The sequence below is a fragment of the Vibrio sp. 1-1(7) genome, assembly GCF_013048485.1.
Lineage (GTDB): Bacteria > Pseudomonadota > Gammaproteobacteria > Enterobacterales > Vibrionaceae > Vibrio > Vibrio fujianensis.
The window spans coordinates 66,670-93,302 of record NZ_VHSP01000005.1 but is presented as its reverse complement, the minus strand read 5'-3'; the positions used below and the strand labels follow the sequence as shown (position 1 = coordinate 93,302).

24 protein-coding genes are annotated in these 26,633 nt (G+C 45.0%); 12 read left to right on the top strand and 12 right to left on the bottom strand.

Features of this window, described 5'->3' with window-relative positions; all coding sequences use genetic code 11:
- On the top strand, positions 1–882 hold the full coding sequence (gene panC, locus FKN05_RS14400; RefSeq protein ID WP_161427686.1) for a pantoate--beta-alanine ligase: 882 nt from the start codon (positions 1–3) through the stop codon (positions 880–882).
- A 102-nt stretch (positions 883–984) separates the two neighbouring features.
- On the opposite strand, the gene FKN05_RS14395 is transcribed toward panC, so the two are convergent.
- From FKN05_RS14395 to FKN05_RS14385, 3 genes are all read right to left on the bottom strand, one after another.
- Positions 985–1,755, bottom strand: coding sequence for an ABC transporter permease (locus tag FKN05_RS14395; protein ID WP_099610594.1), 771 nt, complete (start codon positions 1,753–1,755; stop codon positions 985–987).
- Complete coding sequence (locus FKN05_RS14390) at positions 1,755–2,678, bottom strand: ABC transporter ATP-binding protein (RefSeq protein ID WP_099610593.1); 924 nt, start codon at positions 2,676–2,678, stop codon at positions 1,755–1,757. The genes FKN05_RS14395 and FKN05_RS14390 overlap by 1 nt, the downstream gene beginning before the upstream one ends.
- A gap of 126 nt (positions 2,679–2,804) precedes the next feature.
- Positions 2,805–4,460 (bottom strand): SulP family inorganic anion transporter, encoded by a 1,656-nt coding sequence (locus FKN05_RS14385; protein WP_161427687.1) that lies wholly within the window; start codon positions 4,458–4,460, stop codon positions 2,805–2,807.
- A 272-nt stretch (positions 4,461–4,732) separates the two neighbouring features.
- Here FKN05_RS14385 and can point away from each other — a divergent pair, with 272 nt between their 5' ends.
- On the top strand, positions 4,733–5,401 hold the full coding sequence (can, locus tag FKN05_RS14380) for a carbonate dehydratase (protein ID WP_099610591.1): 669 nt from the start codon (positions 4,733–4,735) through the stop codon (positions 5,399–5,401).
- A gap of 289 nt (positions 5,402–5,690) precedes the next feature.
- Here the strand turns inward: can and hpt are convergent, their stop codons facing one another.
- Positions 5,691–6,221: a hypoxanthine phosphoribosyltransferase gene (gene hpt, locus FKN05_RS14375; protein WP_099610590.1), complete on the bottom strand. Its 531-nt coding sequence runs from the start codon at positions 6,219–6,221 to the stop codon at positions 5,691–5,693.
- A gap of 370 nt (positions 6,222–6,591) precedes the next feature.
- On the opposite strand from hpt, the gene FKN05_RS14370 reads away from it, so the two are divergent.
- Positions 6,592–7,224 (top strand): LuxR/HapR/OpaR family quorum-sensing transcriptional regulator, encoded by a 633-nt coding sequence (locus tag FKN05_RS14370; protein WP_099610589.1) that lies wholly within the window; start codon positions 6,592–6,594, stop codon positions 7,222–7,224.
- Positions 7,225–7,344: 120 nt separating this feature from the next.
- Here the strand turns inward: FKN05_RS14370 and lpdA are convergent, their stop codons facing one another.
- The 7 genes from lpdA to xerD form a co-directional block, all read right to left on the bottom strand.
- A complete protein-coding gene (gene lpdA, locus FKN05_RS14365; RefSeq protein WP_099610588.1) occupies positions 7,345–8,772 on the bottom strand; it encodes a dihydrolipoyl dehydrogenase in 1,428 nt (475 codons plus the stop codon).
- Between the two features lie 262 nt (positions 8,773–9,034).
- Positions 9,035–10,912, bottom strand: coding sequence for a pyruvate dehydrogenase complex dihydrolipoyllysine-residue acetyltransferase (gene aceF, locus FKN05_RS14360; protein WP_099610587.1), 1,878 nt, complete (start codon positions 10,910–10,912; stop codon positions 9,035–9,037).
- A 19-nt stretch (positions 10,913–10,931) separates the two neighbouring features.
- The gene (gene aceE, locus FKN05_RS14355) at positions 10,932–13,592 is read right to left on the bottom strand and encodes a pyruvate dehydrogenase (acetyl-transferring), homodimeric type (protein ID WP_099610586.1); all 2,661 of its coding nucleotides are present in this window, start codon (positions 13,590–13,592) and stop codon (positions 10,932–10,934) included.
- 50 nt (positions 13,593–13,642) lie between these two features.
- Positions 13,643–14,413 carry a pyruvate dehydrogenase complex transcriptional repressor PdhR gene (pdhR, locus tag FKN05_RS14350; RefSeq protein WP_099610585.1) on the bottom strand — a complete coding sequence of 257 codons (771 nt, stop codon included), beginning with the start codon at positions 14,411–14,413 and terminating at the stop codon, positions 13,643–13,645.
- A 318-nt stretch (positions 14,414–14,731) separates the two neighbouring features.
- On the bottom strand, positions 14,732–16,471 hold the full coding sequence (gene recJ / locus FKN05_RS14345) for a single-stranded-DNA-specific exonuclease RecJ (RefSeq protein WP_170887806.1): 1,740 nt from the start codon (positions 16,469–16,471) through the stop codon (positions 14,732–14,734).
- A gap of 63 nt (positions 16,472–16,534) precedes the next feature.
- Complete coding sequence (gene dsbC, locus FKN05_RS14340; RefSeq protein WP_099610583.1) at positions 16,535–17,278, bottom strand: bifunctional protein-disulfide isomerase/oxidoreductase DsbC; 744 nt, start codon at positions 17,276–17,278, stop codon at positions 16,535–16,537.
- Positions 17,279–17,293: 15 nt separating this feature from the next.
- Positions 17,294–18,202: a site-specific tyrosine recombinase XerD gene (xerD, locus tag FKN05_RS14335; protein ID WP_099610582.1), complete on the bottom strand. Its 909-nt coding sequence runs from the start codon at positions 18,200–18,202 to the stop codon at positions 17,294–17,296.
- A gap of 143 nt (positions 18,203–18,345) precedes the next feature.
- Between xerD and fldB the strand changes: the two genes are divergently transcribed.
- Complete coding sequence (fldB, locus tag FKN05_RS14330) at positions 18,346–18,864, top strand: flavodoxin FldB (protein ID WP_099610581.1); 519 nt, start codon at positions 18,346–18,348, stop codon at positions 18,862–18,864.
- Here the strand turns inward: fldB and ampD are convergent.
- Positions 18,853–19,416, bottom strand: a complete 564-nt coding sequence (ampD, locus tag FKN05_RS14325) for a 1,6-anhydro-N-acetylmuramyl-L-alanine amidase AmpD (protein WP_161427155.1) — start codon at positions 19,414–19,416, stop codon at positions 18,853–18,855. The two genes, fldB and ampD, sit on opposite strands and share 12 nt — an antisense overlap.
- 201 nt (positions 19,417–19,617) lie before the next feature.
- Here ampD and nadC point away from each other — a divergent pair, with 201 nt between their 5' ends.
- From nadC to yacG, 8 genes are all read left to right on the top strand, one after another.
- Positions 19,618–20,508 (top strand): carboxylating nicotinate-nucleotide diphosphorylase, encoded by an 891-nt coding sequence (gene nadC / locus FKN05_RS14320; protein ID WP_099610580.1) that lies wholly within the window; start codon positions 19,618–19,620, stop codon positions 20,506–20,508.
- Between the two features lie 193 nt (positions 20,509–20,701).
- Positions 20,702–21,127: a pilin gene (locus tag FKN05_RS14315; protein WP_170887805.1), complete on the top strand. Its 426-nt coding sequence runs from the start codon at positions 20,702–20,704 to the stop codon at positions 21,125–21,127.
- Between the two features lie 6 nt (positions 21,128–21,133).
- Positions 21,134–22,822 (top strand): type IV-A pilus assembly ATPase PilB, encoded by a 1,689-nt coding sequence (gene pilB / locus FKN05_RS14310; protein WP_170887804.1) that lies wholly within the window; start codon positions 21,134–21,136, stop codon positions 22,820–22,822.
- 20 nt (positions 22,823–22,842) lie between these two features.
- Entirely contained in the window at positions 22,843–24,069 is a 1,227-nt protein-coding gene (locus FKN05_RS14305; RefSeq protein ID WP_099610577.1) for a type II secretion system F family protein, read from the top strand.
- A gap of 41 nt (positions 24,070–24,110) precedes the next feature.
- Positions 24,111–24,977, top strand: a complete 867-nt coding sequence (locus tag FKN05_RS14300; RefSeq protein WP_099610576.1) for a prepilin peptidase — start codon at positions 24,111–24,113, stop codon at positions 24,975–24,977.
- Positions 24,978–24,982: 5 nt separating this feature from the next.
- Positions 24,983–25,597, top strand: a complete 615-nt coding sequence (gene coaE / locus FKN05_RS14295) for a dephospho-CoA kinase (RefSeq protein ID WP_170887803.1) — start codon at positions 24,983–24,985, stop codon at positions 25,595–25,597.
- A 25-nt stretch (positions 25,598–25,622) separates the two neighbouring features.
- Positions 25,623–26,363: a cell division protein ZapD gene (gene zapD, locus FKN05_RS14290; RefSeq protein ID WP_099610575.1), complete on the top strand. Its 741-nt coding sequence runs from the start codon at positions 25,623–25,625 to the stop codon at positions 26,361–26,363.
- Positions 26,364–26,420: 57 nt separating this feature from the next.
- Positions 26,421–26,618 carry a DNA gyrase inhibitor YacG gene (gene yacG, locus FKN05_RS14285; protein WP_161427160.1) on the top strand — a complete coding sequence of 66 codons (198 nt, stop codon included), beginning with the start codon at positions 26,421–26,423 and terminating at the stop codon, positions 26,616–26,618.
- Positions 26,619–26,633: the final 15 nt, after the last annotated feature.

Genomic DNA, 26,633 nt, shown 5'->3' with positions numbered 1-26,633 from the left:
ATGCAGACTTTTGCTGATATTTCAGCTCTCCGTGAGCAGATCAAACAGTATAAGCGTGATGGTCGCCAAGTGGCTTTTGTTCCAACCATGGGCAATTTACACGAAGGTCATTTGACCTTAGTTCGTAAAGCACGCGAGCTGGCCGATATTGTTGTGGTCAGTATTTTTGTTAATCCAATGCAATTTGATCGCAGTGAGGATCTCAATAACTATCCGCGCACGCTGGATGAGGATCTAAGCAAATTAAACAGTGAAGGGGTTGATCTCGTCTTTACCCCAACGCCTGAAGTTATGTATCCAAATGGGTTGGATAAACAGACCTTTGTCGAAGTTCCTGGGCTTTCACATATGCTTGAAGGAGCCTCACGTCCGGGTCATTTCCGTGGTGTTACAACGATTGTTAGCAAGTTATTTCATATTGTGCAGCCGAATATTGCCTGCTTCGGAGAGAAAGATTTCCAACAATTAGCGGTTATTCGTCAGATGGTGAACGATCTGTGTTTGGATATTGACATTGTCGGTGTTGCGACGGTACGAGAAATGGATGGGTTGGCCATGAGCTCTCGCAACAGTTTACTGACTATCGATGAGCGCCAGCGAGCACCAGTGCTCGCTAGAACCATGCGCTGGATGAGCAGTGCCATCCGAGGTGGCCGAGACGACTACGCCTCGATTATTGAAGATGCGATCGATCAACTACGCGCTGCAGATATTGAGCCAGATGAAATCTTTATTCGTGATGCACAAACCTTGCAACCTATCAATACTGAAAGCAAGCAAGCCGTGATTTTAATTGCGGCTTATTTAGGTAAAGTTCGTTTAATTGATAACCAGGTACTTGATCTCTCTGGCGATAATAAAGAGAGTACTGAAGAGCAATAGTACAACGGCTTACGGTTAAGATAAAAAAGGCCATTCCCGCTCAGCGAAGAATGGCCTTTTTGTTTTTCAGAGGAGTCGTATTACTCTCATCTCAAACTCGGCTTAACTGCGTAGCCCCTTTCCTTTGCTAATCAAATAATGTGCAATGGCATAAAGCATAACAACAAAGATGCCCAATACACTAAATGACGTCACAATATCGACATCCGATACCCCTAAGAATCCATAGCGAAACGCATTCACCATATACACAATCGGGTTAATTTTCGAAACACCTTGCCAAAAATCTGGTAATAAACTGATCGAGTAAAACACCCCACCTAAATAGGTCAACGGCGTTAGAACAAAGGTTGGTATGATAGAAATATCATCAAATGTCCGAGCAAATATCGCATTGATTAAACCGCCTAACGCAAAAACAACTGAGGTTAAAAAAACGGTGGCACCAATTATCCCCCAATGATCCACCGTTAAATCAACAAATAACAGTGAAACGGTGGTCACTAATGCGCCGACCAATAATCCCCGAGTCACCCCGCCCATCACATATCCGGCAATAATGACATAATTCGGGACTGGAGCGACCAAGAGTTCTTCAATATTTTTCTGAAATTTAGCACTAAAAAAAGAAGACGCCACGTTAGAGTACGAGTTGGTGATCACCGACATCATAATCAAGCCGGGAACAATGTATTCCATATAGCTAAAACCATTCATCTGGCCGATACGAGAGCCAATCAAATTACCAAAAATGACAAAATATAAGCTCATGGTAATGACCGGTGGCACCAATGTTTGCACCCAAATCCGGGTGAAACGAGTGATTTCTTTACGTAACAAGCTGCCAAAAGCAGTCCAATATACCGCGTACATTACGCCTCCTCCTGACTCTGATCACGAACGATACTCACAAATAACTCTTCTAAACGGTTCGCTTTGTTACGCATAGAAAGCACCTGAATGCCTTGTTGAGTCAATTGACTAAACACCGCATTCAACCCTTGGCTTTTTTCTAACTCAATCTCTAATGATCCCTCAACGATCCGCTGAGAAATTACATCGCTTAGGGGCTGTAATCGGCTTTCGTCATCAATATCTAAAATAAAAGTTTCAACTCTTAACTGACTCAATAAGCCTTTCATTGTGGTATTTTCAATCAGCTCTCCGCGATTAATAATACCAATATGACGACACAGCATTTCCGCTTCTTCAAGATAATGAGTCGTGAGAATAATGGTGATGCCTTGTTGATTGATCTGCTTTAAAAATGCCCACATTGAGCGACGTAGCTCAATATCAACCCCAGCAGTAGGTTCATCGAGGATCAAAAGTTGAGGTTCATGCATTAAGGCTCGGGCAATCATCAAACGACGCTTCATCCCTCCTGACAGATTACGAGCTCGCTCTTTACGTTTGTCCCAGAGATCTAGCTGAGTCAGATACGTTTTGGCCCGCTCTTTTGCTAATGACTTGCCAACCCCATAATAACCCGCTTGTTGAATGACAATCTGCTCTACCGTTTCAAAAGGATTAAAGTTAAATTCTTGTGGCACTAAGCCAATATGTTGTTTCGCAATTTCCAGATCATCATCGATATTAAAGCCAAACACTTTAACCGTACCGGAGGTTTTATTAACCAGCGAGGAAATAATTCCAATTGTAGTGGATTTTCCCGCCCCATTGGGGCCAAGCAGTGCGTAAAAATCACCTTTTTCAACCTGTAAGCTCACGCCTTTCAGCGCTTCAAACCCGCCTGAGTAAGTTTTTCTTAATTGTTCTATTTCTAATGCATACATTCCAAGGTTCACTCTTTGTGATCGCCACTTGTTCAATGTGCTGCTGAAGATCCGGTTTTTCAACCCAACATTAGAAATTGATGAAATAAAAAACGCAGATCCAACGATCTGCGTTTTTACCCTTTATCATGATGCGGGGTTAACATGTTTAACCGCAGCGTTGAGCGCTTCATAGCGGAAGGAAAATGTTTTATCAGCCGACACCAATCGCAAAATATGAAACTTTTCTAATTGCTGTTTGGTATCAATATTAGGGCAAAGCAGATAGACCGTACAGTGAGCATCCAACGCATCGTTAATCGCATTTTCTAAAGCTAGACCAACCGTTACATCAATCATGGGGACATCGGTCAGATCTAAAATCATCGCTTCATAATCACCAATACGATGATGTTGACGAGCAATGGCTTTCGAAACACTAAAAATCATCGGCCCCGATAAATAAAAAAACAGCACCTTCCCATTCGCTTGATCCAGTAAAGCTCTTTCACTATCGGTTAATGGGACATCATTACCATCTGCATCACTGATGGCTTTTACTTGCCGTGCTTGCTCGCGACTCAAGCGTTCAATAATCAAAATATTTGAAATAAAAACTCCCAACCCTACCGCAACAATTAAATCAACAAATACGGTTAATAGCATCACGCCGTACATGATCGCCATCCCTTGCATACTGACTTTATGCGCACGTTGGATAAAACTCCAATCAAGAATATTAAAACCGACATACACCGCAATTCCAGCTAATACAGCCATTGGAATCGGTTCGGTTAATTCTCCCGCCACAAGGACGACCAAGGCCAGTATTAAGGCGCGTACCACGCCAGAGAGTGGAGAACGTGCACCGATTTGAATATTTGTTACCGTCCCCATCGTGGCACCAGCCCCAGGTAACGCACCAAATAAGCCAGCGATCATATTAGCAATGCCTTGTCCTCGCAGCTCTTTGTCTGAGTCATGCTCTTTGCGGGTCAGAGAATCACCAATCACCGCGGTGAGCAAAGTATCAATACTGCCGAGTGTACCAAGCACAAGTGCGTCGATGACCATATTCGTGAACATCTCACCATTCAATGTTGGGATAACAAAAGAAGGTAAACCAGCAGCAATAACCCCAATGCGACGAATCTCATCGCGATCAAATAACAATAGCGAAATCAGCGTGACAGCGACTAACGCGATCAACTGGACAGGCACTTGTTTGCGATATTGAGTGGGAAGAAAAAATAAAATGCCTAAGGTTAACATCCCCAAAAACAGCTCACTGATCTTCATCTGATTAATGATTTCAGGTAACGCGGTTAGCGTCCCCATCACTCCCCCAGCAGGCGTGGCTTGACCAAGTAGCGGTGACAACTGCAGGACAATTAAGATCACTCCAATGCCAGACATAAAACCTGAAATCACGCTATAAGGCATTAAGGTAATATATTTTCCAAGCTTTAGGGTGCCCAGTAAAATCTGAAACGCTCCCGCCATCATGACAACAGTAAAGCTAACAGCAAACCCAGTTTCAGGATAACGAGCCATCATGCTGGTTAAAATAGCGGTCATAATCACCGTCATTGGCCCAGTCGGTTCAGAAATCAAGGTGGATGAACCCCCGAATAGAGCGGCAAATAGCCCCACCAGTATAGCTCCCCAAAGCCCAGCTTCAGCACCCGCTCCAGACGCGACCCCAAATGCTAAAGCCAGAGGTAATGAAATAATCGCAGTGGTCACTCCCCCGAATAGGTCACCTTTTAGATCGATATCGGCAAAACGGCCTCTAAACACCATAATTTCCTTCATACTAAAAATAAATGTCTTAATTATAATAAATAACTGCTGCAAATATTCACCATTAATTCACATACAGCCAAAGCTTTATTGACATCATCACTCCTTGAATCATTGCAGTGTATGATTTTTTATCACTGAAACTCGTCAGATGAGTGGATATTTCGGCATTTTATCAGGGAAGGAATTTGTAACATTGTGTATAGTCAGTGCTATTCTTGCGTATTGCTATGGGCGCAATTGAGCTATTGTTAAATTTTAAGGGAAGTAAGATGCCAGAACTAAAACAGCTTTTTGAAAATAACTCACGTTGGTCTGAATCCATTAAGGCTGAACGTCCCGAATATTTTGCCAAGCTGGCTAAAGGGCAAAATCCTGATTTTTTATGGATTGGTTGCTCAGACAGCCGAGTGCCAGCTGAAAGGCTAACCGGACTTTATTCAGGAGAGTTATTTGTTCACCGTAATGTGGCTAACCAAGTGATCCATACCGATTTAAACTGCTTATCGGTCGTGCAATATGCGGTGGATGTACTTAAGGTCAAACATATTATTATTTGTGGTCACTATGGCTGTGGCGGTGTGACCGCAGCAATTGATAACCCTCAATTAGGCCTAATTAATAATTGGCTGTTGCATATTCGCGATCTCTACTTTAAACACCGTGCCTACTTAGAAGCAATGCCTGAGCAAGATCGCTCTGATAAGCTCGCAGAGCTTAATGTAGCAGAGCAAATGTACAACTTAGGTAACTCAACAATTATGCAAAATGCCTGGCAACGTGGGCAAGATGTTGAGCTTCATGGGGTCGTTTATGGGATTGAAGATGGGAAACTAGAGTATCTCGGCCTTCGTTGTCACTCGGGCGAGCTAGTCGATGAAAGCTATCTCAAAGCTTTAGAGAAGATTTTAAATCCACAACATCAACTATTATGTCGTTAATCAACTATTTGCCTTTAAATGGCGTATCGCTTGAATTTAACACTGGCTCAATTTAACGGTCTCTAAACAACGTACAGCGACCAGTAGACGACGATTCAGCAGCGGGTAGCAAAATGCCCACTCTTGTGGGCATATACTCTTATTACTTGAGGCTAGAGCGGTGTTAACCATGTTCGTTCACCCCAATCACACCGCCTGTCTATGCTCATGGGGATTCACCCACCTACCGACTACCTGCAACTGCAAGTTGTTTGAGTATCGTGAGCATTCATTTTTCAGTCGTAACTGATTATTCCTGCGGAATCACTTTACCAATAAACGGTAAATGGCGATATTTTTGTGCATAATCAATTCCGACCCCGACAACAAATTCATCCGGAATTTCAAAGCCAACCCACTGAACATCAACCTGAACTTCACGCCGAGAAGGTTTATCTAGTAACGTGCAGATATTAATTGATTTCGGTTCACGCAACGATAAGAAATCTTTGACTTTATTGAGCGTGTTGCCAGTATCAATAATATCCTCGACCAGTAAAACATCTTTACCTTTAATATCATCATCCAGATCTTTTAATATTCTGACATCTCGGGAGCTTTCCATACTGTTCCCATAACTAGAGGCGGTCATAAAATCCACTTGATGGGTCAATTCAATAGCCCGGGCTAAATCTGCCATAAAGACAAAAGATCCCCGTAAAAGACCGACGAGAACTAGATCCTCACTGCCTTGATAATGCTTAGTAATTTGTTGACCTAACTCACGAATTCTTTCCTGAACCTCTTGTTCAGAAATCATAACTTCAACTGTATGTTTCATACCTATCTCGTTGGTTAGAGCGATGTTTACCACACAAAAGTGGCACACCACCAAATTGTTCGGCGCGTATAATACCATTACACAAGATGGGTGTTAACCTTTGCTACCGCTCGATCCAAGTAAGCGACAACCACGCCGATTTAAGCCAAACCCAACCTATTGATTAATCTAAATTAGCAGTAACACATCTTTTATCGATAAAACATATTGATCTAAAAAACATTTTCTACATATGGCGATTATTTAGGCATAAAGCATTGACCTGATACATATGCACCATTACACTCATAGCGTTTCTAAAACAACTTATAAAAAAATCATTAGCGTGGCAAAACGCAATAAATCGTCAAATGGCAAGGAAAAATTAACTATGGACGCATCAATTGAGAAACGGCCAAGAACTCGGCTTTCTCCACAAAAACGTAAACAGCAACTGATGGAAATCGCGCTAGAAGTGTTTGCTAAGCGAGGAATTGGTCGTGGAGGGCATGCAGATATTGCTGATATTGCCCAAGTATCAGTCGCTACCGTGTTTAACTACTTCCCAACTCGTGAGGACTTAGTCGACGATGTACTCACCTTTGTGGTTCGGCAGTTCTCTAATTTTTTAACCGATCATATCGACCTTGAACTCAGTGCTAAAGAAAATATGCACACCATCTCCTCGGCGATGGTTCAACTTGCGATTGATGACTGCCACTGGCTCAAAGTATGGTTTGAGTGGAGCGCTTCAACACGAGATGAGGTTTGGCCTCTTTTTGTTTCAAGTAATAAGACCAATCAATTATTAGTTAAAAATATGTTTGTCAAAGCCATCGAACGTGGCGAGGTTTCTCCTCAGCTTGATGCTGAAAATCTGGCCATATTATTCCTTGGTATTTGTTACTCTCTCTTTGTGCAAGCCAATCGAGTTCCTGATGGACAAAAAATCCATAAATTAGCCAACAACTACTTAGCAATGTTGTGTATTTATAATCGAGAACCGTTATCTGTTGCCTCTTAGCGCTCAATCCGTAACACATTAACTATTTGTTGATATAAACATTAACTATTTGTTGATATAAAAAGTTGTTGATATAAAAAAGCCGCTGTTCAATCAGCGGCTTTTTATTATCAAGCTAAATTACTTTTTCTTTTTTGCTTTCGCATTGGGTAGATCAGTGATCGTTCCTTCAAACACTTCCGCAGCAAGCCCTACGGATTCATGCAATGTTGGGTGAGCGTGGATAGTTAACGCAATATCTTCAGCATCACAGCCCATCTCAATAGCCAGACCGATTTCGCCCAATAGTTCCCCACCATTGGTTCCAACGATTGCACCACCAATCACACGGTGAGTCTCTTTATCAAAGATAAGTTTCGTCATACCGTCTGCACAGTCAGATGCGATGGCTCGCCCTGAGGCTGCCCATGGGAATGTCGCCACTTCATAGTTAATGCCTTCAGATTTGGCTTCTTTTTCTGTTTTACCAACCCAAGCGACTTCTGGTTCAGTGTAAGCAATAGAAGGAATCACTTTTGGATCGAAGTAATGTTTCTTACCCGCGATCACTTCAGCAGCAACATGGCCTTCGTGTACGCCTTTATGCGCCAACATCGGCTGTCCGACAATATCCCCAATCGCAAAAATATGAGGAATATTGGTGCGCATTTGCTTATCAACATGAATAAAGCCACGTTCATCGACTTCTAAACCTGCTTTTTCTGCATCCATAAGTTTTCCGTTAGGAACACGGCCAATAGCAACTAATACAGCATCATAACGTTCCGCTTCTGCTGGTGCTTTTTTACCTTCCATGGACACATAGATGCCATCTTCTTTGGCTTCTACTGCGGTCACTTTGGTTTCAAGCATCAAATTAAATTTGTTTTGGATACGTTTGGTATAGACCTTAACGATGTCTTTATCGGCCGCAGGGATGACTTGATCAAACATTTCAACGACATCGATCTGAGATCCCAGAGCGTGATACACCGTTCCCATTTCTAGACCGATAATACCCCCTCCCATGATTAACAACTTTCCGGGGACTTGTTTCAGTTCCAGAGCATCGGTTGAGTCCCAAATACGCGGATCTTCATGGGGAATAAAAGGCAGTTTAATCGGACGGGATCCGGCGGCGATAATCGCGTTGTCGAAATTAACGACGGTTGTTCCTTCTTCACCTTCAACTTGAATGGTATTTGGACCAGTAAACTTACCAAAACCGTTCACCACATTAACTTTACGCATCTTAGCCATTCCGCCAAGACCTCCGGTTAACTGGTTAATCACTTTTTCTTTCCAAAGGCGGATTTTATCAATATCCGTTTGTGGCTCGCCAAAGACAATGCCGTGTTCCGCAAGCGCTTTGGCTTCTTCTATCACTTTCGCCACATGAAGTAGGGCTTTTGAAGGGATACACCCAACATTGAGACACACGCCGCCAAGCGTGTTGTAACGCTCGATAAGTACGGTATCCAGACCTAAATCGGCACAGCGAAAAGCCGCCGAATAACCAGCAGGACCGGCACCCAGTACAACAACTTGGGCTTTAATTTCTTTGCTCATTTCGACCTCTTATAGTCAATATCCCTAACAGGCTGAGTGGAGGGTTCTCTCATTTAGTTAAAGCCAGATTAAAAACAATATGGCTTTAAATCGATAACTTTTTAACCGTAACAGTTTACAGAGATGTTAATGGTATGAAAAGTAAATCCAGTTAGCCTGTGAGCTAGACAACAATTCAATGACCGAACATTCTTTATCATCAAATTGCAAGATTATACGTGAATCAAGGCGGCTAAATGCCGCCTTGCTGTTTATGTCATGCTTATAATACTAAGCGACGAATATCACTTAAGCAGCCATTTAAGTAGGTGATAAAACGTGCACCTTCCGCACCATCAATTACACGGTGATCGTAAGACAGTGACAACGGAAGCTGTAGACGTGGTGCAAACTCTTTACCATTCCACACCGGTTTCATTTCTGACTTAGAAACCCCTAAAATTGCCACTTCTGGTGCATTAACGATTGGCGTAAATGCCGTACCACCAATTCCACCGAGGCTAGAGATCGTAAAACAACCGCCTTGCATATCGGCCGCGGTCAGCTTACCAGCGCGCGCCTTTTTCGAGACTGCAGCAAGCTCGGCTGAAAGCTCATAGATGCCTTTTTTATTAACATCTTTAAAGACTGGAACTACTAGACCATTCGGTGTATCTACCGCGATCCCCACGTTAACGTACTTCTTGAGAATTAAGCTTTCGCCATCTTCTGACAACGAAGAGTTAAACGCTGGGAAGGCTTCTAGTGCTTTAGCCACCGCTTTCATGATGAACACCAATGGAGTGATCTTCATTCCGGTGTCTTTCTTCGCTTCGATGGCATTTTGTTCTTTACGGAAGTTTTCCAGCTCCGTGATATCCACGTTATCCCACTGAGTGACATGAGGGATCATCACCCAGTTACGGTGCAGGTTAGCACCTGAAATCTTCTTAATCCGGGAAAGTGGTTGAACTTCAGTGTCACCAAACTTGCTAAAGTCCACTTTAGGCCAAGGAAGTAGACCCAGTGCCGCGCCATCCCCTTTACCTGAAGCAGCTGCCGCAGAACCAGACTCAAGACGCTTAAGTGCTTCTTTCACATAGCTCTGAACGTCTTCTTTTAGAATACGGTTCTTACGACCCGAACCTTTTACTTTCGCTAGGTTCACGCCAAATTCACGTGCCAGACGGCGAACCACTGGCGAGGCATGAGCGTATTCATGATTCTCTTGGAAGTCTGCGGTCGCAGGAGCACTAACTTGTGCAACAGGCGCAGCCGCAGCAGCACTTGGTGCAGCAGCTTGTACAGGAGCAGCAACCGCCACTTGGGCTGGTGCTGCGCCGGCGACTTCAAACACCATGATCAATGAGCCAGTAGAAACTTTGTCACCCGTAGCGACTTTAATCGCTTTCACTTTCCCTGCAAACGGTGCCGGAACTTCCATTGAGGCTTTATCGCCTTCAACGGTGATCAATGATTGCTCTTCTTCCACCATGTCGCCAACCGCAACCATGATTTCGGTTACTTCAACTTCATCACCACCAATATCGGGCACTTGAACATCTTTCTCTGCTGCGGTAGTAGGAGCTTCAGCAGCGCTTGCTTGAGCCACAGACGCTGGAGCCGCAGAGCCTGAACCAACCACTTCAAAGACCATGATCAAAGAACCTGTGGTCACTTTGTCACCAGCAGCAATTTTGATTTCTTTGACCGTACCTGCAAACGGCGCAGGCACTTCCATCGAGGCTTTGTCGCCTTCCACGGTAATCAATGATTGCTCTTCGGTCACCGTATCACCGACCGCGACCATGATTTCAGTCACTTCGACTTCATCACCACCAATATCGGGCACTTGAACTTCTTTCAGTTCAGCAGGAGCAGCAGCCGCAGCAACAGGAGCCTCAGCCGCAGGAGCTGCTGCCGCGGCACCTTCAGCGTCAAACACCATGATCAAAGAACCAGTAGTGACTTTGTCACCGACAGCGATTTTGATCTCTTTTACGATCCCTGCTTGTGACGCAGGCACTTCCATTGAAGCTTTATCACCTTCAACCGTGATCAATGATTGTTCTTCTTCGACCTTGTCGCCAACGCTGACAAGGATCTCGGTAACTTCAACCTCATCCGCACCAATATCCGGTACATTAATTTCGATTGCCATTATTCTTTCCTACCTTCAATTAAGCGTATAACGGGTTTGTTTTTTCAGTGTCGATGTTAAATTTCTTAATCGCTTCAACCACTACTGATTTGTCCAATTCACCACGTTTAGCCAGTTCGCTCAGCGCGGCAACAACAACATAACTCGCATTGACTTCGAAGTGACGACGTAGGTTTTCACGGCTATCAGAACGGCCAAAACCATCTGTACCTAATACTTTATAAGACTCCGCTGGCACGTAAGCACGTACTTGCTCTGCGTAGTTCTTCATATAATCCGTCGCAGCGATTGCTGGTTCAGTTCCCATCACTTGGGTAATATAAGGGACTTTCGCTTCCGCCTCAGGATGCAACATCGCATCACGCTCACATGCTTGACCATCACGCGCCAATTCGTTGAACGACGTCACTGAATAAACATCAGAAGCCACACCAAACTCTTCACTTAGTATTTGCGCCGCTTTGCGCACTTCATTCATGATAGTCCCTGAACTCATTAATTGAACCTTGCCTTTTGAGCCAGTATAGGTTTCTAGTTTGTAGATACCTTTACGAATACCCTCTTCCGCACCTTCCGGCATGGCTGGCATTGGGTAGTTTTCATTCATGAGCGTCAAGTAGTAGTAGACATTTTCTTGTTCACCATACATACGACGAATCCCGTCTTGAATGATGACGGCAACTTCATAAGCAAAGGTTGGGTCATAAGAGACGCAGTTTGGTACTGTGCTGGCTAAAATATGTGAATGACCATCTTCATGCTGCAAACCTTCGCCATTTAGTGTGGTTCGGCCTGCTGTTGCGCCCAATAGGAAGCCACGCGCTTGCTGGTCACCGGCCATCCATGCCATATCACCGACACGTTGGAAACCAAACATCGAGTAATAGATGTAGAACGGAATCATAGGTAAATCATTGGTACTGTATGATGTCGCTGCAGCAACCCATGATGACATGGCCCCCAATTCGTTGATCCCTTCTTGCAAGACTTGACCAGAAGTCGCTTCTTTATAATAAGAAACGATGTCTCTATCTTGTGGGGTATAGTTTTGCCCATGCGGGTTATAAATACCAATTTGACGGAACAGCCCTTCCATACCAAAGGTACGAGCTTCATCTGCAATAATGGGTACGATATGTTGGCCGATATTTTTATCTTTCAGCAGAATATTTAAGGTACGAACAAAAGCCATGGTAGAAGAAATTTCACGTTTTTGCTCTTCAAGCAGTGGCTTGAACTCTGCTAGTTCTGGGGTAATAAATGTTTGAGTAAAATTAGGCAGGCGCTGTGGCGTATAGCCATGCAAAGCTTTGCGGCGAGCGTGTAGATATTCAAACTCTTTCGAGCCTTCTTCTAATTTCAGATAAGGTAAGTTTTTCACCTCTTCATCTGAAATTAAATCTTGCAGGCCAAGGCGGTTACGCATTGCAACCACATGAGTCATATCCATTTTCTTCACTTGGTGCGCAATGTTTTTGCCTTCTGCCGCATCACCCATACCATAACCTTTGACGGTTTTTGCGAGGATAACCGTTGGGCGGCCTTTCGTTTCTTGCGCATTCTTGAATGCAGCAAACAGTTTGGATGGCTCATGACCGCCACGTTTCAAGGCAAAAATCTCATCATCGGTCATATCGGCAACCAGTGCCGCTGTCTCTGGATATTTACCAAAGAAGTGTTCCCGAACGTAAGCACCGTCTTTCGCTTTAAACGTTTGGTAATCGCCATCAATGGTTTCGTTCATCAGCTGCAATAATTTACCTGAAGTATCTTTCGCTAATAGCGCATCCCAGTTATTGCCCCAAATCACTTTAACCACATTCCAGCCAGCGCCTTTAAATAGGCCTTCTAGCTCTTGAATGATCTTACCGTTCCCCATCACGGGGCCATCAAGACGCTGCAAGTTGCAGTTGATAAGGAAACATAGGTTATCCAACTTCTCACGTGCAGCAAACGAAATTGCACCACGTGATTCTGGCTCATCCATCTCACCATCACCCAGGAAGGCGTAAACCCGTTGTTGTGAAGTATCTTTTAGCCCTCGGCCCTCAAGATATTTCAAGAAACGCGCTTGATAAATTGAAGCGATAGGACCAAGCCCCATCGAAACGGTCGGGAATTGCCAGAATTCAGGCATCAATTTCGGGTGTGGGTAAGAAGGAATTCCTTTGCCATCGACTTCCTGACGGAAGTTGTCTAATTGTTCAGCAGTCAGGCGACCTTCAACGAAGGCACGAGCATAAATCCCCGGAGAAATGTGGCCTTGATAATAAACCAGATCACCACCATCCTTCTCATTCGGCGCACGGAAGAAATGGTTGAAGCAGGTTTCATAGAATGCGGCGGAAGATTGGAAAGAGGCCATATGCCCACCCAAATCTAAATCTTTCTTGGAAGCACGCAACACGATCATGATCGCGTTCCAACGAATGATGGAACGAATACGTTTCTCTATCGTGGTATCACCGGGATAAGCGGGCTCTTGGGCGGCCGGAATCGTGTTGATATAGTTTGTGTTGATACCAGTGGGCATATCAACGCCATCGAGACGGGCTTTCTCTAGAACTTCTTCTAATAAGAATTGCGCACGCTCTACGCCTTCTTCACGTACAACTGACTCAAGGGCGGAAAGCCACTCCTGAGTTTCCAGTGCATCTACGTCATGCTTCATGTCAGACATGGCGATCTATCCTTCTGTTGGTTGGACTTATTTAGAATCGCAATGAACCGCTATTGCGGCTCATTACCCTGTTGGATACGGCGCAGAGAACGTTCTCGACGAGACTCTTCTCGGGTCAAATCCAACAATGTTTCTTCAATATAAGCTAAGTGTGAATGAGACATCTCACGTGCCTTTTCTGGCTGGCCAGATACAATCGCATCCACGATATTAGCTCGGTGCTTACTTACTTTCTCGACCGCTTCGGGGCGGCGATGTAATAATTTAAAATTTTGCAGAATATTTTGCTCAAGCAATGGTGCGAGACTACGAACGATGTGCAATAACACGACATTGTGAGTCGCTTCGGTGATCGCAATCAGAAATTTCATTACGCTCACCGCTTCAGCTTCAACATCTTGTTTTTCTTGCATTTGTCCAATTCGCACCACACTGGCTTGAATACGAGCAAAATCTTCATCGGTACCACGCAATGCAGCGAAATAGGCAGAAATACCTTCTAACGCATGACGCGCTTCGAGTAGATCTAACTGAGTTTCTGAGTGGCTAGACAATAAATTTAGCAGAGGATCGGAGAAACTTTGCCAAATATGCTCACTAACAAATGTGCCACCGCCTTGACGGCGGGTTAAAAGGCGCTTGGCTTCTAAACGCTGTATGGCTTCACGAACAGAAGGTCGAGAAACATCGAACTGTTTTGCCAGCTCACGCTCTGGGGGCAGTTGCTGACCCGGCGTTAATGTTCCTTCCACAATCAGCCGTTCTAATTCTTGTTCTATCACATCAGAAAGTTTCGGCTGACGGATCCTTTGATAAGCCATAATTTATTGTTTTTTTTCTCTTTAATTTTACCGCTGGCAATTGGTAATACCAATTTCAAGTTGAGGTAGAAATTAACATAAATAAAACGTAATTGTCCAGTCGAAAGTTGATGTAAATCATAGAACAGGTCTAACCAAAACACTCTGATAACAATAGCAGACTAAAACAGCAATAGTATTGGTAAGACCAATTACAAAAAATACACAGATGGGGAAATGGCGGGCTAGATAGCGGTAATTTTATAAAAACCAAGCAATAACAGAGGGATAGACTTGAGCGTTCAACGAATTCACCACTCAAGTCATCACGATGACGGTTTATTTTGCTTCAATATGGTCAATCAATAGCTGTAAAGATTGGTTGCCACGAAACTCGTTAATGTCCAATTTATAAGCCAGGTGAACCGTTTTGACCGAAGCATCTGGCCAGCGGCGTAAATCGACATTAAATGCGATGCCATCGATCATGATATGAGTCGGGTGTCCTTTAAATAAAGGCTCTAACATAAGCTTAAGATGCTTTTCCCCCACCAGTTTTTGGTGAAGTACCTTAAACTCACCATCAAATAGCGGTTCAGGAAAGGCTTGCCCCCACGGCCCTCCAGCACGTAAGGTTTCCGCGGTATGCATAGAGAATTCTTCAGGCTTCAGCTCCCCATCACTGAGTACGATGCCTTTGAGGCTCGCGGCGTCTAGCTGTTCATTCACCACTTGTTCAAATAGCTGGCGAAAATGTTCTAATTGCCGCTCAGCGATAGTTAAGCCTGCTGCCATCGCATGTCCGCCGAATTTGATAATCAAGCCAGGATGTTGTGTATCAATCTTATCTAAGGTATCACGCATATGCAGACCGGGAATGGAGCGGCAAGAACCTTTTATGATTCCCTCACCGCCTTCAGCAAAAGCGATCACAGGACGATGGTATTTATCTTTAATACGCGAGGCAAGAATGCCGATAACCCCTTGATGCCAATCCCTTTGGAATAACACTAAACCAGCCGGTAGTGTGCCATGTTCACCAAATTGTAACCGTTCACAAAAAGCCAACGCCTCTTGTTTCATCCCCTCTTCAATCGCTTTACGCGTTTGATTCAGCGCATCCAATTCATTCGCCATTCGGCGAGCGGCATGAATATTGTTACTCAATAAAAGTTCGACCCCAAAGGACATATCATCTAAGCGCCCGGCAGCATTAATGCGAGGCCCGAGAGCAAATCCAAAATCGGTCGCCATCAATCGACGAGGGTCACGTTTTGCCACTTCAATCAATGCCTGAATCCCGGGACGAGCCTTACCCGCTCTGATGCGTTGTAGACCTTGATGAACTAAGATTCGGTTATTTTCATCCAATGGCACCACATCAGCAACCGTCCCCAGAGCAACCAGATCGATCAACTCCATTAATTTAGGTTCAGCGATACCTTGCTGCTTAAACCAACCTGACTGGCGCATATGTACACACAGTGCCATCATAAGATAAAAAGCAACACCAACCCCAGCCAACGCTTTGGAAGGAAACGTACACTGCTGTAGGTTTGGATTGACCATTGCATCAACCTCGGGCAATACCTGCCCCGGTAGGTGATGATCGGTGACCAAGACCGTCAGTCCATGCTGTTTGGCATAACGCACCCCCTCGATAGAAGAGACGCCATTATCCACCGTCATGATCATCTCCGCCCCAAGCGCTAAGGCTTGATCAACCACTTCTGGGCTTAATCCATAACCATCTTCAAAACGGTTAGGAACCAGATAGTCGACATTGTGGCAACCCAGCATGCGTAGCGCTAACACAGATAACGCACAACTGGTTGCGCCATCGGCATCAAAATCGCCAACTATAATAATGCGCCGTTGCTGTTGAATCGCGTTAAACAATAATTCAACCGCCAGCTCAATACCGTGCAGTTGTCGGTAGGAGTGTAAAGCTTTTGCAGCCTTTTCAAGCTGGTTAATGGTTGTGATGCCTCGATTTAAATAGATTCGCTTAAGCAAATCGGGAATGGAATCTGGCAACTGAGTCAGATCAGGATCAGGTCTTCTTTGAATCTCTATCATAAAAAATAATCAGGCTTGGATGAACCAAGCCTGCTTCCTAAGTGAGTCGATGGGGTAAAATACTTACTGCTGTTGCAGGCGTTTTTTTAGTTGAGCGGCAGGCAAATAGCCTCCGACCATTTCACCATTGGGTAGAAAAATAGCAGGGGTTCCAGAAATACCAAGCTCTCGACCTAACTGGTAATGCTGAGCAATCGTCTGCTGACACTGTTTAAGATCCCCTTTCGCTCGCGGTGATTGCCGTTCAATTTTAACATTGTGCATGGCGGCTTTAGGATCGTCAGCACACCAAATGGCTGCCATTTGCTCCGCCACTTGCCCAACAGGGCCTTGACGAGGATAAGCCAAGTAACGCACGGTAATGCCCAAATCGTTATACTCTTTCATTTGGCTATGTAAGCGAACACAATAACCGCAAGTGGTATCGGTAAAGACCGTCACCACATATTGCTCATTCGCTGCTTTATATTCAATCATACTCGATTTTAACTGCTCTATTTTCTGAGCATTAATCGGCGCTTGGCGCTTGGCCAGCACATCGACATAACTGCCATCATCATTTAGCGCATATAACGTCCCAGCAATAAAATGCTGGCCGTCTTCCGAAGCAAACACCACCCCGCCCGGTGTTTGCACTTCGACTAAACCGGTAATATCGGCGGGAGTGACAGAAAGCACTTCCAGCCCCAATGGTGCAAAGCGTTTGGCAAACACATTTTTATCAATACCTGTCGCCCCATCCTGCGCATAACAGGCCGTTGTAAAAATCGTTAGCAGCAGTAATGGTAAGCGGTATAAAACCTTCATAAAAAATCCTTTCTATCAAGCCCTTGGATGGTGCTCGCTGTGTATTTGTTTAAGTCGTTCAGTGGCGACATGAGTATAAATTTGTGTGGTAGATAAGTCACTATGCCCCAGCAACATCTGCACCACCCGTAAATCTGCCCCATAGTTCAATAAATGGGTGGCAAAAGCATGACGCAGTACATGGGGTGATAGCTTTTCTACATCAATACCAGCAATCACGGCGTAATATTTAAGACGATGCCAAAAGGTTTGCCGAGTCATTTGTTTGGCACGTTTACTGGGGAACACCACATCGGAAGTCTGTTGACCCAGCAAATGAGACCGCCCTTGAGTAAGAAAAGTTTCAATCCATTCTATGGCATTTTCCCCCATTGGAACTAAACGCTCCTTTCCCCCTTTGCCGGTGACTCTCACCACGCCTTGCCTTAAGCTGATATTTTCCATCGTTAAAGAGACCAGCTCTGTCACCCTTAGCCCCGTTGCATACAATAACTCAAGCATCGCTTTGTCACGTAGCTCAAGTGGATCATCGGGATTGGGCGCATTTAATAAGGCTTCAACTTGCCCTTCGCTGAGATCTTTCGGTAACCGCTGCGGTAGTTTAGGGCTGACCAGCAGAGCACTCGGGTCATCACTGCGAATTTTTTCTCGGTGCAAATATTGAAACAAACGGCGCATGGCTGAGATCATTCTTGCTCGCGAGGTTTGTTTGTAATTTTGATCCGTCAGCCAACTTTGATACTCAAGCAATCCAGCTAAGCTAATAAAATCTAACCGATAGTGATGCTGCTGCATCCAAAATAGCAATTTATTAAGATCATTCCGATACGAGCTTAGGGTGTTTTCTGCTAACCCTCGCTCCATCCACATCGCATCTAAAAACTGCTCAACCAGTCCTTGATCCACTGACAATTGCTCTGACACCGCGACTTCTCGTTATATGATGATAGAAATAGACCTCGACTTAATACCATAAATTCTTCGCCACTCATAGACGGTTGGCTCTGGCATCTTTCGCTCAGTTAGGTATAGAATTCCTCTCATGTAGCAAAAACAACATGAATTCTATGAAAATTGGTCTATTTTACGGCTCAACAACTTGTTACACCGAAATGGCAGCAGAAAAAATGCGCGCTATTATTGGTGAAGAATTACTTGATATCCACAATGTCAAAGAAACGCCGCTTTCTCGTATGCGCGACTATGACTTGTTGATTCTAGGCATTTCCACTTGGGACTTTGGTGAAATCCAAGAAGATTGGAGCGCGATATGGGATCACATCGATGGCGTACCGCTAAACGACAAGTTCGTCGCATTATTCGGCTTAGGCGATCAAGAAGGTTATGGCGAATGGTATCTGGATGCGATGGGGATGCTGCACGATGCCGTCAAGAAGAACGGAGCTAAACTGATCGGCTACTGGCCAACTCAGGGGTACCAGTTTGAAGCCTCCAAAGCACTTACCGCAGATGGTCGCCACTTTGTTGGCTTAGCGCTCGATGAAGATTCGCAATATGAACTGAGTGATGAACGAATTGCCACCTGGGTCGAGCAGATCCTCACCGAATATCAGCTATTCGCCTAGTTCGAATTCAGAGGAAACTTGCGCAAGAAAGTAACGCCAATCGAAGACTAACCCAGGGTCTGTTTTGCGCATTGGCGCAATATATTGATGCCCTGTGATTCGGGTGCGAGTCAACGCAGGATAACGCCTGATCAAATGTTTTGTCAGCTCAATTAATGCTTGATACTGTGCTTGGGTATAGGCAATAAAATCACTCCCTTCAAGTTCAATGCCGATAGAGTAATCATTACATCGTTCACGCCCAGCAAAAGCAGATTGCCCTGCATGCCAAGCTCGAGCTGAAAAAGGAACAAATTGCACCACCTCGCCGTCTCGTCGGATCAAACAGTGCGCCGAGACTTGCATTTTTTCAATTACCTTGAAAAAGGGATGCGATTGGCTCTCTAATGTGCCACAAAAAAACTGCTCAATATAAGGCCCACCAAATTGCCCCGGCGGCAAGCTAATGTTGTGTACTACCAGTAGTGAAATATCCTGCTCATCTGGCCTTTGATCATAAAACGGCGATTCAACTCGCCGCGCCCCTTGATACCAACCATATTGATCAATCATATCCGGATGTCTGTTTTTGCCATTTCCCGCTAGTATAACCGATAATCACGCCTCATCATGGCCTGTTGCACCATTTCCCTTAAGAGACACGTTTTCCATTTTGCTCCCCCCTTATAAGACCAGAATGGGAGATTAACAGCTGAATTTTGCAGCGACTGATCGTATCATGCCCTTTTCTTCCACAACCAAAGATGATTTGCGATGAAACATCCTCATAATAGTCAGCAACGCTTAGCTTATCTCAAACAGCAACTGCCGTTAGACATTGCCCGTTCGGTGGCTGATAGCTTAAAAGAAGATTTGGGTGGAACCCTTGATGCAGCGGCAGATATCACCGCCAGTTTGATCCCTGCTGATGTCCATAGCCGCGCCACATTGATAACCCGAGAAGCGGGAGTTTTTTGCGGGAAAATGTGGGCTGAAGAAGTATTTAAACAATTGGGTGGCCAAATCACCATTGAATGGCAAGTTGAAGACGGTGATATTCTGAGCGCCAATCAAACCCTCTGCACATTAAGTGGGCCTGCCCGTATTTTACTCACGGGGGAGCGGAATGCGATGAATTTCATTCAAACGCTGTCGGGTTGTGCTACCACCACCGCGCAGTATGTCAAGGCGTTACAAGGCACACAGTGTCGGCTACTCGATACTCGTAAAACCATTCCGGGCTTACGTAGCGCGTTAAAATATGCCGTGGCCTGTGGTGGCGGTTTTAACCATCGAATTGGTGTTTTTGATGCGTATTTAATCAAAGAAAATCACATCATTGCCTGTGGTGGTATCACCCAAGCGATTCACACCGCCAAACAGCTCAATCCCGGTAAACCCGTGGAAGTCGAAACCGAAAGTTTAGCTGAATTATCTGAGGCTATTGACGCTGGTGCGGATATTGTCATGCTTGATAACTTCTCATTTGAGATGATGCGAGAAGCAGTCAAAATTAATGCCGGACGCACGGCCTTAGAGAACTCTGGCAATATCACCTTAGCCACCATTCGCGATTATGCCGAAACGGGCATTGACTACATCTCAGTCGGCGCGCTCACCAAACACATCACCGCATTAGATTTGTCAATGCGTATTCAGCAATAAACAACCTTGTATTTCAAGGCTTAGGACAAACTCCTAAGCCTTTTTAACCCCCTCGCAAACTTTATGTAACCTTTTGCTTATTAACAGGCAAAAACGTCATCTGACTCGAAGCTCGTCAGTGAAGCCATTCTCTCGCTCTAGCACTGTGCTTATCCTTGGCTGGTCTTAACTACACCATGAGGATGACAGTGTAATGAAACAGAATCGAAACCATCAACAACAAGGCTTTACCTTAATTGAACTGATGATTGTGGTCGCAATTATTGGCGTTTTATCCGCGATTGCCGTTCCCGCCTATAAGGACTACGTAACGAAAAGTGAGTTGGCATCTGGGTTTGCTACCATAAAATCCGTTATCACTCCCGCTGAGCTTTATGTTCAGGAAAATGGCAAGCTCAGTGGTGGAGCAAATACAACCGATACACTCGGAGTAAAAAACGATGCCAACTCTTTGGGGGAACTCACCATTCCTAACGATAATACAATCCAATTTGAGCATAACAACGGCTCAGCAGAAGGCGCTAAGTTTACTTATACAAGAGAAGATGGTGGTTGGAAATGTGCTTATGATACACCAACCAACAATCCAAACGCTGAAGCGCCTAAAGGTTGCCAATAGTTAACCATGCTTACCAACCTTATTGCTATCTTACGTCAGGCTCAACTCATAAGCCCGACGCAAGAGCAAGCCGTGGTCGACCATATTCAAGCTTCCGGTGCCAGCGTACCGGAGGCTTTATTGGCGCTGGGTATATTCCACCCGCATGATTTAACTGAACAGCTCAGCCAAATCTTTGGTCTACCTGAAACCGATTTAACTCGCTTTGACTACCCGTCATTGTGTCAACAGCTCGGCTTACGCGAGCTGATCACCCAATATCAAGCCTTACCGCTACAACGCCATGGGCAAGTACTGACTTTAGCGGTATCTGACCCCACTCATCTACAAATTGAAGATGAATTTCGCTTTGCCACCGGACTGCAAGTAGAGTTAGTGCTGGCGGACTACAAGGCACTACAAGCCGCCATTCGTCGATTGTATGGCCGCACCATCGACCACGCCACCAGCCAAGGCAAGGAGATCAGCCAAGATGAGCTGGCCGATTTGGTGCAGATCTCGGATGATGAAAAGCAATCGGTGGAAGATCTCAGCCAAGATGGCTCCCCAGTCAGCCGTTTTATCAACCAAGTTTTATTAGATGCGGTGCGGAAAGGTGCTTCAGATATACACTTTGAACCTTACGAACAACAATACCGTATTCGGCTACGCTGTGACGGCATTTTAGTGCAAACTCAGCAACCAGCAAGCCACTTAGGGCGACGGCTCGCTGCACGGCTGAAAATTCTCGCTAAACTCGATATTGCCGAACGCCGACTCCCGCAAGATGGGCGAATAAAACTGCGCTTAAATACTGATACCGCGATCGATCTACGGGTTTCTACCTTGCCCACCCTGTGGGGAGAAAAAATCGTTCTGCGCTTGCTCGACAGCAGCAGTGCCAGCTTAGATATTGATAAATTAGGTTATAACGATACGCAAAAGCAACTTTATCTAAATGCGCTAAAACAGCCACAGGGGATGATTCTAATGACCGGGCCAACGGGCAGCGGTAAAACCGTTTCACTCTACACCGGTTTAAGCATACTCAATACCGAAGAGGTCAATATTTCAACCGCTGAAGATCCGGTGGAGATCAACCTCCCCGGCATTAATCAAGTGCAAGTGCAACCCAAAATAGGCTTTGGCTTTGCGCAAGCGCTACGCTCATTTTTGCGTCAAGACCCCGACATTGTCATGGTGGGTGAAATCCGCGATTTAGAAACCGCTGAAATCGCGGTTAAAGCCGCCCAGACCGGCCATTTAGTGCTATCGACCCTGCATACCAACTCTGCTGCAGAAACCGTCATTCGTTTAGCCAATATGGGCATAGAGCCGTTTAACCTAGCCTCTTCACTGAGCCTAATCATCGCTCAACGTCTCGCTCGACGATTATGCCCACATTGCAAACAAGCCGATCTGCCCACCCTGACTGAGCAACAACAATTTATGTTAGAGCCCGATCAAACCATTTACCGACCTCGTCCCAGTGGCTGTAACGAATGCACCAATGGCTACAGTGGGCGAGTTGGTATTTATGAAGTTATGGCCTTCGACCCGCAACTGGCTGAAGCCATTATGCAAAAAGCCTCAATCAGTCAGATTGAAGCCATCGCTCAAGCTCATGGTATGCAAACCTTACAGCAATCCGGTATCGAAAAACTCAAACTTGGCATCACCAGCATGCAAGAATTACAGCGTGTCCTTTATTTTTAATTGATGGGAATGGATCTGTTATGCATTCATCTAAAGCTTATGAACTGAAAAATTACCGTTGGAAAGGCATTAATAGCTCAGGAAAAAAAGTGGCCGGTCAATTACTGGCCCTTAGTGAATTAGAAGTGCGCGATAAACTTAAAGAGCAACACATTCAGATCAAAAAAATCAAAAAAGGGGGCGTTTCATTCCTGACTCGATTAACGCATCGAGTCAAAGGCAGAGACATCACCTTACTGACCCGCCAATTATCAACCATGTTGACCACCGGCGTACCAATTGTTCAAGCGTTGAGATTGGTCGGTGATAACCACCGCAAAGCGGAAATGAAGTCCATTTTGGCGCAAATAACCAAGAGCGTCGAAGCCGGAACACCCATTTCAAAAGCAATGCGTACCGCGAGTAGTTACTTTGACCCACTCTACGTCGATCTGATCCAAACGGGTGAACAATCGGGCAATTTAGCCGAAGTCTTTGATCGCCTCGCGACCTACCGAGAAAAAAGTGAACAATTGCGCGCTAAAGTCGTCAAAGCCTTGATCTATCCAAGTATGGTTATTTTGGTTGCCTTGGGCGTTTCCTATTTAATGTTAACCATGGTCATTCCTGAATTTGAAAGTATGTTCCAAGGCTTTGGTGCCGAGCTACCTTGGTTTACCCAACAAATCCTTAAACTCTCTCATGCGGTGCAGGCTTATAGCTTAGGCGGTTTGTTACTCTGCATTGGTTTATATCTGACCGTGAAAACCGCTCGGAAAAAATCGTTTCAAATCCGGCTGAAAACCAGCCGCCTAAGTTTGAAATCACCGATTATCGGTACGGTGTTAGCGAAAGCCGCCATCGCCAAATTTAGTCGCACTCTCGCCACCAGCTTTGCGGCGGGGATCCCTATCCTTGCCAGCTTAAAAACCACCGCCAAAACTGCGGGTAATGTGCATTTTGAAACGGCGATTGATCAAGTCCACCGTGATACCGCATCAGGAATGCCCATGTACATCGCCATGCGCAATACAGACGCCTTTCCTGAAATGGTGTTACAAATGGTGATGATTGGTGAGGAATCGGGAAAGTTGGATGATATGCTCAATAAAATCGCCACGATTTATGAATTTGAAGTGGATAATACCGTAGATAATTTAGGCAAAATTTTAGAACCATTGATCATTGTCTTTCTTGGCGTGGTGGTGGGCGGATTAGTCGTAGCGATGTACCTTCCTATCTTTAACTTAATGGGGGTATTGGGTTAGTATACTCTCTTCCCTCAATCCTGCGATTTAGAGCCTCTTAAATGGATATTTTTTATTTTTACCCTTGGTTATTTCCAATCTTCGCCACACTGTTTGGTTTAATCATCGGCAGTTTTCTTAATGTGGTGATCTATCGCTTACCCCAAATAATGGATAGGGAATGGCGGAAAGAGTGTGCCGACGCTTTTCCTGAATATGGCATTACACCGCCAGAAGGCACATTGACACTGAGCACACCTCGCTCCACTTGCCCTCACTGTCAAACCCAGCTGAGAATTCGCGATAACATTCCACTACTGAGTTGGTTGCGACTCAAAGGAAAATGCGCACACTGCCAAGCACCGATCAGCCCTCGCTATCCTTTCGTTGAACTGCTCTCCGCACTAAGTAGTTTCGTCGTTGCTATCCACTTTGGTTTTAGTGGTTATAGCCTTGCACTGCTCTTTTTTACCTATGTACTAATCGCCGCTACCTTTATTGATTTTGATTGCATGCTCCTGCCTGATCAACTGACATTACCCTTGATGTGGAGCGGGATCGGCTTAGCGTTACTTGGTATTAGCCCCTTGTCACTGACCGATGCGGTGCTTGGCGCGATGCTAGGTTATCTCTCGCTCTGGTCTATCTACTGGCTCTTTAAAGGGTTAACCGGCAAAGACGGTATGGGCTACGGCGATTTCAAACTGTTCGCTGCGCTAGGGGCATGGTTTGGCTGGCAATTGCTCCCGCTGATTATCCTGCTCTCCTCGTTTGTTGGCCTTATCTTTGGTATTGTTCAATTACGCCTGCAAAAACGAGGAATAGATAAAGCCTTTCCTTTTGGCCCTTACCTGGCTATGGCCGGATGGTTCGCCATGTTGTGGGGTAATCAATTGATTACTTGGTATTTACACTCATTAATAGGGTAACCGCTATGCCTTTGATCGTCGGCCTAACCGGAGGCATTGCGAGCGGGAAAACCACCGTTGCTAACTTATTTCAAACCCATTTCTCAATTGATATCGTTGATGCCGACATCATTGCTCGCGAGGTTGTCGCTCCAGGAAGCCAAGGCCTTGCTGCAATTATCGAGCATTTTGGCCCAAGTATCTTACACCAGGACGGAAGCTTAAACCGTGCCGCTTTACGCGAGCAAATTTTCGCCATACCCGCAGAGAAAAAGTGGCTCGATCAACGATTACATCCACTGATTAATCGAAGAATGCGTGAGGCACTACAAAAAGTAACCTCCCCTTATGCATTATTGGTCGTTCCGCTGCTGATAGAAAACCAGTTACAGTCGATGGTGGATCGAATTTTAGTGGTCGATGTCGATGAACAAACTCAAATTAAACGAACACAGGCGAGAGATAAAGTAAGTAAGGAACAAGTACTCGCCATATTATCCGCTCAGGCAAGCCGGGCTGAACGACTCGCTTTTGCTGATGATGTGATTAAAAATAGTGCACAAAACCAGAAACTTTTGCCACAAATCACGAAATTGCACCAAAAGTATCTGGCCATAAGCAGTACAAATCAGTCAGAATAGTTCTAAATACACCAAGGCTAGTTTCATGATCACACATAAGTTTGAACATCCGCTCAATGAAAAAACTCGCATATATTTGCGGGTAGAAGCGTTGCTCAATCAAATGGAGCAAGCCTGTCAATTAGCTGACCAACTCCAACATCAATTACTGTTTCGCGCTCTTTTTGATCTACTCGATATTTTCGATCAAATGCAACTGAAAAGTGAATTAGCCAAAGACATTGAAAAACAACGTCTCGCCTACCGCCAGTGGCAAGGTATTGAGGCTGTGGATCAAGATATGCTCACCGCTTTATTAGCCGACATCGATAAAGTACACCGTAATTTAATGGCGGGCGAACGCTTTGGCCAATCGTTGAAAGAAGACCGTTTTCTCAGCACTATTCGACAGCGATTTAACTTACCCGGTGGCTCTTGCTGCTTCGACCTCCCGGCCTTACATTACTGGCTTCACTTGACGGCTGAACAAAAAAATCAAGACGCCCAACAGTGGATTTTAGCCCTTCAACCACTGGCCGATGCCCTGAAATTATGGCTTAAATTAACCCGAGAAACCGGTCAATTTAAAGCGCATACTGCCCAATCCGGCTTTTATCAAAGTGATGCTGAAGGCGCGAATATTCTTCGTTTGTCTATTCCGTTAGCCTATGGCGTCTATCCGATGATCTCTGGCCATAAAAATCGTTTTGCGATTAAATTTATCGATTTTCACTCCGGCCAAGCGAGTAGCCAAAATGTGCCTTTTGAGCTTGCAATCTGTTGTTAATCAAGCAAAATATTCTTAAACAAGCAAAATGTTATTTTGATCAAGAGGAGAGGACCCATGTCAAAAAAACTGACCGTGGTAACATGCCCGCAATGCGGAGCGTCGGTAGAATGGGGAGAGCAGAGTCCTTACCGTCCATTTTGCAGTAAAAAGTGCCAAATGATCGATTTTGGCACTTGGGCCAATGAAGAAAATGCCATTCCCGGTGCCCCTGATATGTCGGACAGCGATGGCTGGTCAGAAGAGCATCATTAGCTCATTCCTGTTTAT